Genomic DNA, 10246 nt, shown 5'->3' on the forward strand with positions numbered 1-10246 from the left:
TGGTCATGACAGGCTCCTTCTCGTGGAGCCCCGATGCTCTGCCTGCCTCTCGCGGCGCTCAATGCCAGCGCGACGCTCGCCCCTTCACCTCAACCTCGCCGCAAGCACCCCTCCCGCGCAGCGGGTTCGTGCTTCCACCAATCATACCGAAAAGCAGCCTGTCGGGAAATTCGGTGTATAGTTGTGCGGATGTGTCTGGGAATCCGGACATTCGTCACATGGATGATGGCTAGAATGCGAGCATCAAAACGGCCGCTGCAAGCGGTATCCTCCAATCTGATTCCGTGACCTGAGTGACCGATTGCGACCGTGGACCGACGATGAGCTTGCCGATCTGCGTCAAGCGTACCACGCCGAGCGGATTGATGCGATTGCCGCTCGGCTAAACCGCTCCTACTCATCGGTCCGGATGATGGCGGCTGTTGAACGCCTATCAAAGCGGCGGGGGCGGCGTCCCCCGCCGCAGGATGGCTGAGTCGTCAAGCGTTCCCATGTCGACTACTACAAGACCGTACTGAAATCCGATCATTCCCGCACCGTCGTCCGTCCGTCGATCCGAAAGAAGACTAGGCCGGTCATGCGTAATGCTATATTGTCTCCATGCGTTTCTAGGAGAACTCCCCGTGCCAAAATCGCTGCTTCTCGTGCCCGCGATCGCTCTGCTTGCCGCGCCGATGGCAGCGGCGCAGGTCGCACCCTCGACCGCTGTGTCCGTGGAACTCCAGGCGGAGCATCACCAGTGGGAAGCCGATAATCAGAAATGGGCGCGCGAACACGCCGCGCTGGCGCAACGGCTGCGCGCGATCGCGACCGGCATCGAACGCAGGGACGGTGGATTGCAGCAGCACGGCAGTGCGATCGAGGTGCATGGCGCGGCCCTGAAACGTGGCGTTGACTCCGCCACGCTGGAGATGACGCACGCGCGATTGCGGTCGGAACATGACGAAGCGCGTATCGCCCATCATGATCTGGTCGACGCGGTCCAGGCGTTAGAGATCGTCGCACGCGACGATGAAACCACCCGCACCGTGGAGGACAATCAACGCGAACCCGACGCGCGGCCCCGGAAATAGTCGCGTAATCCGCTGTCTCACGGACCGATCGCCTTTCCGATCGTCGCTGCGTCAGCGGTGCCGACCTTCGAGGAGGCGGCGCGATACCGCGAGAACGGTGACCGCAGGGGATCGACTGCGCCGCGACGGTGGCAACCTGGGCGCGAAGATGCCTATCACGGCCATGCTGATCATCGCCCTCGCTGCACAGATCGTCGCCGCCGGCACGACCTTCCGCTGCACGCTCGCCCGAGTCTGGGACGGCGACGGTCCCGTCTGGTGCGCCGAGGGGCCGCGCGTCCTCCTCGCCGGGATCGCGTTGTGGGAGAGCGACGGCACCTGTCGCCCCAACCAGCACTGTCCGGCAGCGTCTGCCGAACAGGCAAAGTTGGCACTCGACTCGCTCGTGGACCGGAGGACAGGCACGTCGCGCGGGGGGCATGCGCTCGTCAGCGGACCGGCGCTGACCTGCCGCGGCCGAGGCGCTCGGGCAGGTCGATGCGTACCTCGGCCGCGATGGCAGGCTGCATCTGGGCTGAGAACCAAGGACCGACCCATGCCCCCCCCCCCCCCCGCAACCACGGATTCTATCATCGGCGCCCGTCAAAGCGGGTGCGATCGGCACTCCCCTACTCGGCTCGTCCAAACCAGCGGCTGCGCGTACTGTCCTCCCGCCACCGTTCCCGAGCACGATTATTTTGGCATCGGCCGGCGCGCGCCTGGCGAGTAGGACCGCCGTCATTCGGTGCAGGGCCTCATAGGTCGGCGCGGACCGGGGCGGCGCGTCGGCTCAGCCAGCGACCGCCTCCGGCGGTGAACATGTCAGGACAGCCTATCTAGAGTCAGCCATGCGGACTGTCCTCAAACCTTGGTGCACGGGCGAAATCAGCTTTGGTGAAGCCGCGATCACGGAAGAGATATCCGTAGTAGAACTCGCGCAGACGGCCGTGGAAGGCGCGGATGCGATCCTGGTACGCGAACTGGGCGGCGAGGTCGGTGTGCGCCAGGCGGGTCAGCAGCGCCTGCACGCCCACCGACGGCAGCAGCCAGCCAAGCGAGCGGCCGGCGGCGTCGCGCGCCTCCAATCCCGCCCGATACGCGCGCACCCTGTCGCCTACGCTCACGTCGCCGTTCTCGTGGAAGGCGAGGTACCATTTGTAGTGGAACTGGGCTCCGAGCGGCGCCGAGTCCGCCCATCGCGGGTGTTTGGCGTTGAAGCGGCGCATCGTCTCCTCCCGCGGGATGTCCCAGGCGTGGTTCACCGCCTCTCGTTGCGCCATGGCGATTTCGGCTCCCTGGTTGACGGGAACGGCAGCGTTGACGGCGACGTTGGCGAGAGTCGGAACGATCAACACGAGCACCAGCCACGCGGCCGCGAGCGTCGCGGCGTTGGCGACCGAACTCCAACGCAGGCGAGCGACGAGCGCGGCGAGCGCGATCCAGAACAGCAGATAGGCGGCGACCACCACCAGCACGATCACCGCGGTGCCGAGCGCTACGCTCTCGATCGCCGCGGCGATCGCGAACGGCAGCGCCAGCACCGCCCAGAGCAGCATCAGGCGCAATCCAGTACGCCTGCGCCACAACGCCCGTCCACCGTTCGGCAGCGCCTCCAGCGCGCGCTGCCGTCCCGCCTCGCGCTCTCCCGACACGAGGTCGTGGAACAGTGCCACGACGAACAGGGGCGCGACGAACACCAGCACGAAGGCGAAGTCGAAGCGGCCGGGCAGCGCCAATTCCGGATTGAACGTGTCGCCGTCGTAGATCTGCGCCTCCAGTCCCAGCGCGCGCACGCGCAGGATGTAGGGCGACACGTCGCGCATGCCGAGCGCGGCGAAGGCGAGCGGCGCGGGCGCGTCCCACGTCGGGTGGAAGCTGTAGTAGGCGGCGGAGCCGGCGTCCTTGGTGAGGTCGACGTAATTAGCGACTGCCTCGATGTCCTCGGCCTGCGCGGCGGGAATGGCGGCGATGGCGGCGCGCTGATGGGCGATCTCCACCATCCCGGCGGCAATCGCGGCGACCGTGAGAAGCCCGAGCAGCGCGAGTGCGAAGACGGTGAGCCGCTGGCGGGCCAGCAGGCGGAGCTCGTGAGCGAGGAGGGTCACCGGCGATCTCCGAGCCGGCTGCTCGCCCGTGCGAGCAGCAGCGCGCCGCATGCCAGCCATGCCAGCAGGACGCCCAGGCCCGGCAGCGCGCAGCGCGCGAGTTCCGCGCCGGTCGGACCCACGAAGCGGAATTGCGGCATCGCTTTCCAGTTCTCCGCCGACACGCGCTTGCGGCGATCGGCTCCGGCATCTTCGGCGGTGTCATCGGCGTAGCCGACGGCCTCCGCCTGCATCCGGTTCAGCATCTGCACGAGCGCGTAGCGGTATGCCTCCGCCTGATCGAGGAAGCGGCGGTGACCGGCGAAGTCGGTGCCCGCCGCCGCCATCGACAGCGAGCGGAGCGCAATGGCTGGGCTGAAGACGCCGGCGGCCACGACCAGGTCGTTCTGCCGGCCCTGAGCGGCGTAGCTCTTGCCGGTATAGCGGTCGAACAACGACGTGGTCAGCCGCTCGCCCTCCATGCCGAGCAACCCGTTGTAGTTGACCGGGAGGTCCTCGACGCGGGCGACGCCGTAGCGGGCGAGGACGCCTTGCTTGAAGCGCGCGTAGTGCGGGTCGTCGGGATCATGGGAGTCGCCCATGCGGCGCAGGTCGCGGGCGATGGCGACATCGGTCTGCATCCGGTTCTCGATCGGCACGACAGCGCTGGCCACGTCCGGGACGACGCGCGGCAGCAGCACCGCGACCACCGCCCATAGCGCCACCAGCGCGAGTAACGCATCGCGGCCGCAGCGCACGCTCGCCGAGACGAGCGTGATCAGAATAGCCCAGAGCGCGAGATAGGCAAAGTAGCCAAGCGCGATCGCCAGCATCGACAGGAGCAGCGAGCCGGTCTGGCCGGCGATCAGGACGAAGCCGACCATCGCCGGCAAGCCGATGAGGATCGCGACGATGCCGAGTGCGGCCAACTTGCCGCGCACCACCTGGCCGCGGGTCGCGCCCTGCAGCATCAGCAGCCGCAGCGTTCCGCGTTCGGTCTCGCGCGCGAGACCGCCGTAGCCGAGGAAGACCAGCAGCAGCGGCGCGACCACTTGCAGAACGAACGCCGGGGTCAGCTGGCCGAAACGGACGAGCAGCGAACTCTGCCGTACGTCGCCGAAGTTGGCGGTGTTCTGGCGATGCCCCTCCAGGAACATGCTGTTGCCGGTGAACGCGTCAACGCCTGGATCGAAGGCGGCGAGCGGCCCCAGTGGGCGAAAGATGAAGGTGCCGTAGTGGACGACGCGGTGCGGATGCCGATCGGGCTGCGCCTTGAACGCGGCCTCGGCCGCATGGGCGTGTCGAGCGCGCTGGTCGGCGAGACTACGCTGGTGCGCCCAGGAGTTGGCGACGGCGACCAGCGTCAGAAGGACGAGCAGCAGGGTGGCAACCACCGCGACGCGGTTGCGGGCCATCAGCCGCAGCTCGTCGCGGGCGATCAGGCGAGTGGCGCTCATGCGGCGATGGCCCCGGCGCCCGACTGGAAGCGGGCATGCAGGGCGCGCACGTCGAACCGCTCGGGCCCGCTCGCCGCGATGTCGTCAGTGATCCGGCCGTCCTCAAGGAAGGCGATCCGGTCGGCCACGTCGACCGCGGAGAGCAGGTCATGCGTCACCATTAGGACGGCGGTGTTACGGTCGCGTACCGCGGCGAGAAGCGCGTTGAAATCGGCGGTGGCGCGCGGGTCGAGGCCGGAGGTGGGCTCGTCGAGGAGGAGCACCGGCACTTCGCGCAGCAAGGCTACCGCGATCGCAACCTTCTGGCGCATGCCCTTGGAAAAGCCGCCGAGCCGCTGGTCCCAGGCCCGCTCCTGCAAGCCGGCCGCGGCCAGGGCGCCGGTGATTGCGTTACGACCCGGACGCGTGCCCGCCAGGGCCAGGAGGTAGTCGGCGTTCTCGACCGCACTCAGATGCTCGTAGAGGGCGACGTTCTCCGGCAGGTAGGCGATGCGCCGCCGGACCGCGTCGGGATCGATAACGGGGTCGATGCCGCAGACGCGAACCTCGCCGCCGTCCGCGCGCGCGAAGCCGAGGAGGAGAGAGAGCGTCGTCGACTTGCCGGCACCGTTGCCGCCGAGGAGGGCGGTGATGGTGCCGGTCGCGACCGACAGGGTGAGGTCGTCGAGTACGCGGTGCCCGCCAAAGGAGAGCGCGACGTTCCGGAGCGAGATGGGTGCATTCATGGCCGGCGATCCTACAGGCGGAAGCCGGCGCGCACGAAGAACTGACGCGGCGCGCCCGGCGTGATCCACAGCCGCGAGTAGCTGCTGGGATAATAGTGCTCGTCGAACAGATTGGTGACCTCGCCCGACAGGCGGAGATGGTCGGTCAGCTCAACCGCGGCGTGCACGCGCGCGGTGACGTAGGCGGGCAGCCTGAAGAACGATCCATCGGGGAAGCGGTATCCGGTCTCGCCCAGGCGGCGCCCGACATAGGTCACCCCGCCGCCCAGCGTCAGCGTGCGCGCGCCGAGTGCGACGTCCTTGAACAGCAGCGCCGAGCCGCTGGTCTTCGGAATGTTGATGAGCGGATCGCCGATGCGCAGCGAGAAGCCGAAGTTCGGGTCGCTCGCGGCCCGGCGCACCTCCGCGTCGATATAGGCAAAGGTCGCCGACAGCCGGAAGTCGGCGGGCAGCGTCAGGTCGGCGTCCGCCTCGATCCCGCGGCTGCGGGCACGACCGAGCGAGCGGGAGAAGCCGGCATTGACCGGGTCGGCGGTGAGCACGTTGCTCTTGTTCGTCTGGAATGCGGAAACGGTGCCGGTCAGCCGATCGCCCAGCGCGGCGAACTTGGCGCCCGCCTCGTAGCTCTCGGTGTATTCCGGCTCGAACAGCGTCGACGCGCCCACCGCATCGGGTGCGCCGGTGCCGGTGTTGGCGCGGAAGCCCTTGCCGTAGCTCGTGTAGAGCGTGAGCGGCCGGGCGATCTCCCAGGAGACGCCGACCTGCGGGCTGAAGCGGTGGTTGTCGCGCCGCGCGGCCAGCGGCACCTGTCCCGCCGCATTGGCGATGCGGAAGTCCACCCGCCGCTCGAGATGGTCGAAGCGGCCGCCCATCCGCAGCTTCAGGGCGTCCGTCAGGTCGATCTGGTCCTGGACGTAGACGCCGAAGCTCCACTGCCGCTCGCGCTGGTTCTGGAAGGGCAGCGGCGTCGACAGGTTGCCGTAGACGGGATCGAAGACGTTCACCGCGTTGCCGGCGGTCAGCTGCGCCCGCGTCGCCGTCGCCGTCAGCGTGTTGGCGCCCGTGCCGGGTCGGGAACGGTCGAGCAGCGAGTCCAGCTGGTACTCGTCGTGATCCGCCCCGATCAGGACGTGATGGGTCAGCGAGCCCGTGTCGAAGCGGCCGCTCAGCTCGCCGCGGACGACGAGATTCTGCGTGTCGTAGTCGCGAAAGCGCCGCTGGCGTGACAGGATCGGCGTCGTCGCGACGGCGGCATTGCCGTAATAGGGTTGGCGGGCGTCGGCGAGCTCGGCCTCCGTCGAGAATCCCTTGAAGCTCGTGTCGCGGTAGGATGCGCCGAGCACGACCGACCACCGCCGGCTGAAGTCGTGCTGGAGCTGGATTTGATGACCGAGCGCATCCACCGTGGTGTCCCCGTCGCCGGGTTCGCCCAGGAAGCGCGAGCGGGGCAGACCGCGCGCACGGCCGTTCACCTCGGCGACGCCGCGGTCGAACGGAACCTCTTGGCGGACGTACTCCAGTTCGTAGGACAGCCGCGTGTCGGGAGCCGGCTGCAACAGGAGGGAGGGCGTGATCGTGTACTTGGTCGAGTGGACGAAGTCGCGGAACGTGTCGCCCTCGTCATAGGCGCCGGTCACGCGCAGCCCCAGACCGTCTGCCAGCGGCGCATTGACGTCCGCCTCGCCGCGGAACCGGTCGTAGCTGCCGTAACCGGCGGTCGCGTCCGCGGCCAAGGCGTCGAGATGCGGCTTCTTGGTAATGATGTTGATTGTGCCGCCGGGCTCGCCCCGGCCGAACAGCGCCGAGGACGGGCCTTTCAGGATCTCGATGCGCTCGACGTTGGACGTGTCGCGGACGCCGCCGAACCCGCGCGAGGCGTTGAAGCCGTTCAGCAGATAACTGCTCGACGTGTTCTCGTCGCCCGCGAAGCCGCGTATCGCGAAGCTGTCGAACAGGCCGCCGAAGTTGTTCTGGCGCGCGACGCCGCTGGCAAAATCGAGCGCGTCGTCCAGCCGCGTCACGCCGGCCTCCGCGAGCTTCTCGGCGGACAGCACCTGCACCGCCTGCGGCAGTTCACGCAGCGGCACGTCGCCGCGATACTGCTGGCGGACGCCGGTGACGGTGACGTCGCCTTCCGCGTCGGCCGCCGCCGTCTGCTCCATCTGATCGGTCGGCGTCGCCCGCGCGGTCTGCGCCCGAGCCTCACCCGCCCAAGCCAAGGCCGCTCCGGCGACCAGCGCCGCCCCCGTGAACTTTCTCACCATGTCGCTCCCTGCGATCCGGGCATCGGCGCGGCACAGCCGGCACGCGCGCGACCTGGGCCGCTTCTGTTCGGATCCGTCAGGAGCGGGCGCCTAAGTGCATGTCGAAGATGGTGCAAGCCAAACGTTATATTGTCTCCCTTATGAAGAAATGTCATGGCCTTGACCACGCCGCCACGAAGAGGCGATCGGATCAGGCAGTGTACCACCTCCTTTCCACCGTTCTGCATAGCCGACTCGGCAGGCTCCTCGCCGGTGTCGCGACGCTGGTCCCGCTAGCCTCCGAGGCTCAGAACGCATCCCAGCTCGGCGACCTGCCTCAGGCCATCCTGCCCTCACCGCTTTCCTGGACGGGTGCGAGTGAGCGACTGATCGCCGCATCGGGCGACGCGTGGATCACGCCCGCGGAGCGCGCCGGCTTCGCGACGACGCCTACCTTCGCGGAGACGCGCGCCTGGTTGGAGCGGCTCGCCGCCGCGTCGCCGCGCGTGTCGCTGGAGACGTTCGGGCGGAGCGGCCAGGGCCGCGACCTGCTGATGGTGCGCGCGAGCACGGGGCCGGGGGCAAACGGCGAGCCCAAGCCGGTCGTGCTCGTTCAGGCCGGCATCCACGCCGGCGAGATCGACGGCAAGGATGCCGGCCTGATGCTGCTGCGCGACATCGCGATGCGCGGCAAGGGCGCGCTCCTCGATCGGGTCGATCTCGTCTTCGTGCCGATCTACGACGTCGACGGGCACGAGGCATCCAGCCGCTGGAACTTCCCGGCGCTCCGCGGCCCGCGCGACAAGGGCGCGCTCGGCAACGCCCGCGGCATCAACCTGAACCGCGACTACGCCAAGGCGGACGCGCCCGAGACGCGGGCGATGATCGCGCTGCTGCGACGGCTCGACCCCATCCTCTATGTCGACTGCCACGTCAGCGACGGCTTCGACATGGGCTACGACGTGACCTTCACCTATGCCGGCTGGGGGCGCTATGCGCAGCACCGTGCGACGGCGGACTGGCTGGAGACGCGCTTCGGCCCGACGGTGATGGCGGCGCTGACGCGGGCGGGCCATCGGCCGACGATCTATCCGAGCCCGGTCGATGTCCGCGAGCCGACGAAGGGCATCCGCTACAGCCCGGAGGGGCCGCGCTACTCGACCGGCTACGGCGACTTCATCGGCGTGCCGACGGTGCTCGTCGAGAACCACATGCTCAAGCCGTATCGTCAACGCGTGCTCGGCACCTACGTGCTGCTGGAGGCAGCGCTGCGCGTCGCCGGTGAGGATGCGGACCGGATCGCCGCCGCCAAGGCAGTCGATCGCGCCAGCCGCCCCGCCGAACTACTGACCCGCTGGGCGCCCGCCGAACGGCCGATCGGCTGGATCGAGGACTTCAAGGGCGTCGCGTTCGACACCTAATCGCTCTCCGGCGAGCGGCAGGATGGAGCAGCGGTGGCTCGGCAGACCGACGACGTGGCGCATGCCGATCATCGGGCAGGTGCCGACCGAAACGGTACGGATCGCGCGCGCCTGGTGGGTGCCGCCCGAGCAGGCGGAGGTGCTGGACCGTCTGCGCCTCCACGGCATCCGCATGGACGAGCCGATCAGGGCCGCACGGACGCTGCCGCTCGACCGGGTGACGATGCGGGATCCGGCGCTTCAGGCGCCGACGGACGGGCGCGTGCCGCTGCGCGCGACCCTGGTCCATGAGCCGTTCCGAGCGGACCTGCCGGCGGGCAGCGTCCGCGTCTCCGCCGATCAGCCGCTCGGCCTGCTCGCCGCCGCGCTGCTCGAGCCCGAAAGCCAGGACTCTTTTCTCGCCTGGGGCTTCTTCCCCGAACTGCTGCAGAAGCCGCCCGGCACGGAGGCGTTCGTCCTCGCCCCGCTGGCAGATGCGCTCCTCGCCCGCGAGCCCGCGATCCGCGCGGCATTCGACGAGAGGGTGAGGACCGATCCCGCCTTCGCGACCGACCCGGACGCCCGTCTCGCCTGGTTCGCAGAGCGACTGCCGCGACCGGCCCGCCGTCACCTGACCTATCCGATCATGCGCGAGCCCTGAGCTTCGGACTGACGACTAGAGTCGAACTAGACCAAGTCGGATCCGAGGGGACTCACACGGCCGTGATCTGCTGATTCGGAGTGCTGACCGGAGGGATGGAAGGCATGGATGGGCGAAAGAACGTTCGTAAGGGGCTTTGTTGCATAGTATTCGCGCTGTATGAGGCGGCCTCTTCTGCCTATCTCCACGAAACGCGGACGGTGTTCGGGGCTCCTATCTGCGAGAAGCGATTGAGCACTGCGGCACGGAGCTTGAGCTCGGTGATCTGACGATCAAAGGTGCGGGATGCGACCCGTTTTAGCGCTCCAAAGCGGTCGTTCACTTTTAACCATTTTGAACGCAGACCTTCCACTTGGATTTACAGGCCGCGAGCAGCTTCACGGCCCCTACTTACTCGCCTGCTCGACGGAGAGTCGATGCCGGGCCAGCGTCGCCTCAAGTCGCGCCCACATAGCCGGCGGAACGTGCGGCCTGACTACATCCGCGAAGGCATCTGCCTCGCGCACGTAGCGCGCGCCGTGCTCGCTCCCGACAGGTGCCGCCTGGACATTGGCGATCCGGTCCGCCAGCTTCACGGCCGCCGCCTGCGGCTCCCGCGCGATGCCAGCGTAGATACGGGCATTG

The 10246-nt window shown here is 68.4% G+C and carries 8 protein-coding genes and 1 pseudogene; 3 read left to right on the forward strand and 6 right to left on the reverse strand.

The features are described 5' to 3' along the window. Positions 1-674: 674 nt before the first annotated feature. Positions 675-1073, forward strand: a complete 399-nt coding sequence (locus ACE5C1_RS08890; protein ID WP_374943711.1) for a hypothetical protein — start codon at positions 675-677, stop codon at positions 1071-1073. Positions 1074-1894: 821 nt separating this feature from the next. On the opposite strand, the gene ACE5C1_RS08895 is transcribed toward ACE5C1_RS08890, so the two are convergent. From ACE5C1_RS08895 to ACE5C1_RS08910, 4 genes are read right to left on the reverse strand one after another with little or no spacing between them, the layout of a single operon-like run. Further along, positions 1895-3157 (reverse strand): DUF3526 domain-containing protein, encoded by a 1263-nt coding sequence (locus ACE5C1_RS08895; RefSeq protein ID WP_374943712.1) that lies wholly within the window; start codon positions 3155-3157, stop codon positions 1895-1897. After that, the gene (locus ACE5C1_RS08900; protein ID WP_374943713.1) at positions 3154-4593 is read right to left on the reverse strand and encodes an ABC transporter permease; all 1440 of its coding nucleotides are present in this window, start codon (positions 4591-4593) and stop codon (positions 3154-3156) included. The genes ACE5C1_RS08895 and ACE5C1_RS08900 overlap by 4 nt, the downstream gene beginning before the upstream one ends. Then, a complete protein-coding gene (locus ACE5C1_RS08905; protein ID WP_374943714.1) occupies positions 4590-5318 on the reverse strand; it encodes an ABC transporter ATP-binding protein in 729 nt (242 codons plus the stop codon). Before ACE5C1_RS08905 ends, ACE5C1_RS08900 begins: the two co-directional genes overlap by 4 nt. 11 nt (positions 5319-5329) lie before the next feature. Then, entirely contained in the window at positions 5330-7582 is a 2253-nt protein-coding gene (locus ACE5C1_RS08910; protein ID WP_374943715.1) for a TonB-dependent siderophore receptor, read from the reverse strand. Positions 7583-7779: 197 nt separating this feature from the next. Here ACE5C1_RS08910 and ACE5C1_RS08915 point away from each other — a divergent pair, with 197 nt between their 5' ends. Beyond that, positions 7780-8982 (forward strand): M14 family metallopeptidase, encoded by a 1203-nt coding sequence (locus ACE5C1_RS08915; RefSeq protein ID WP_374943716.1) that lies wholly within the window; start codon positions 7780-7782, stop codon positions 8980-8982. 61 nt (positions 8983-9043) lie between these two features. Then, positions 9044-9622 carry a hypothetical protein gene (locus ACE5C1_RS08920; RefSeq protein ID WP_374943717.1) on the forward strand — a complete coding sequence of 193 codons (579 nt, stop codon included), beginning with the start codon at positions 9044-9046 and terminating at the stop codon, positions 9620-9622. Positions 9623-9800: 178 nt separating this feature from the next. Here ACE5C1_RS08920 and ACE5C1_RS08925 read toward each other — a convergent pair. Together ACE5C1_RS08925 and ACE5C1_RS08930 are read right to left on the reverse strand one after the other, a co-directional pair. After that, a pseudogene (locus ACE5C1_RS08925) lies at positions 9801-9920 on the reverse strand (IS5/IS1182 family transposase); the annotation flags it as partial. Between the two features lie 88 nt (positions 9921-10008). Next, on the reverse strand, positions 10009-10246 hold a 238-nt coding region (locus ACE5C1_RS08930; protein WP_374943718.1), incomplete at its 5' end, for a hypothetical protein.

It is taken from the genome of Sphingomonas sp. (assembly GCF_964263785.1).
Classification (GTDB): Bacteria; Pseudomonadota; Alphaproteobacteria; order Sphingomonadales; family Sphingomonadaceae; genus Sphingomonas.

Bases quoted from the DNA above. Each gene is read 5' to 3' on its own strand.
- ACE5C1_RS08890 (WP_374943711.1), top strand. From the start codon at position 675: ATGGCAGCGGCGCAGGTCGCACCCTCGACCGCTGTGTCCGTGGAACTC.
- ACE5C1_RS08900 (WP_374943713.1), bottom strand. From the start codon at position 4,593: ATGAGCGCCACTCGCCTGATCGCCCGCGACGAGCTGCGGCTGATGGCC.
- ACE5C1_RS08905 (WP_374943714.1), bottom strand. From the start codon at position 5,318: ATGAATGCACCCATCTCGCTCCGGAACGTCGCGCTCTCCTTTGGCGGG.
- ACE5C1_RS08910 (WP_374943715.1), bottom strand. From the start codon at position 7,582: ATGGTGAGAAAGTTCACGGGGGCGGCGCTGGTCGCCGGAGCGGCCTTG.
- ACE5C1_RS08920 (WP_374943717.1), top strand. From the start codon at position 9,044: ATGCCGATCATCGGGCAGGTGCCGACCGAAACGGTACGGATCGCGCGC.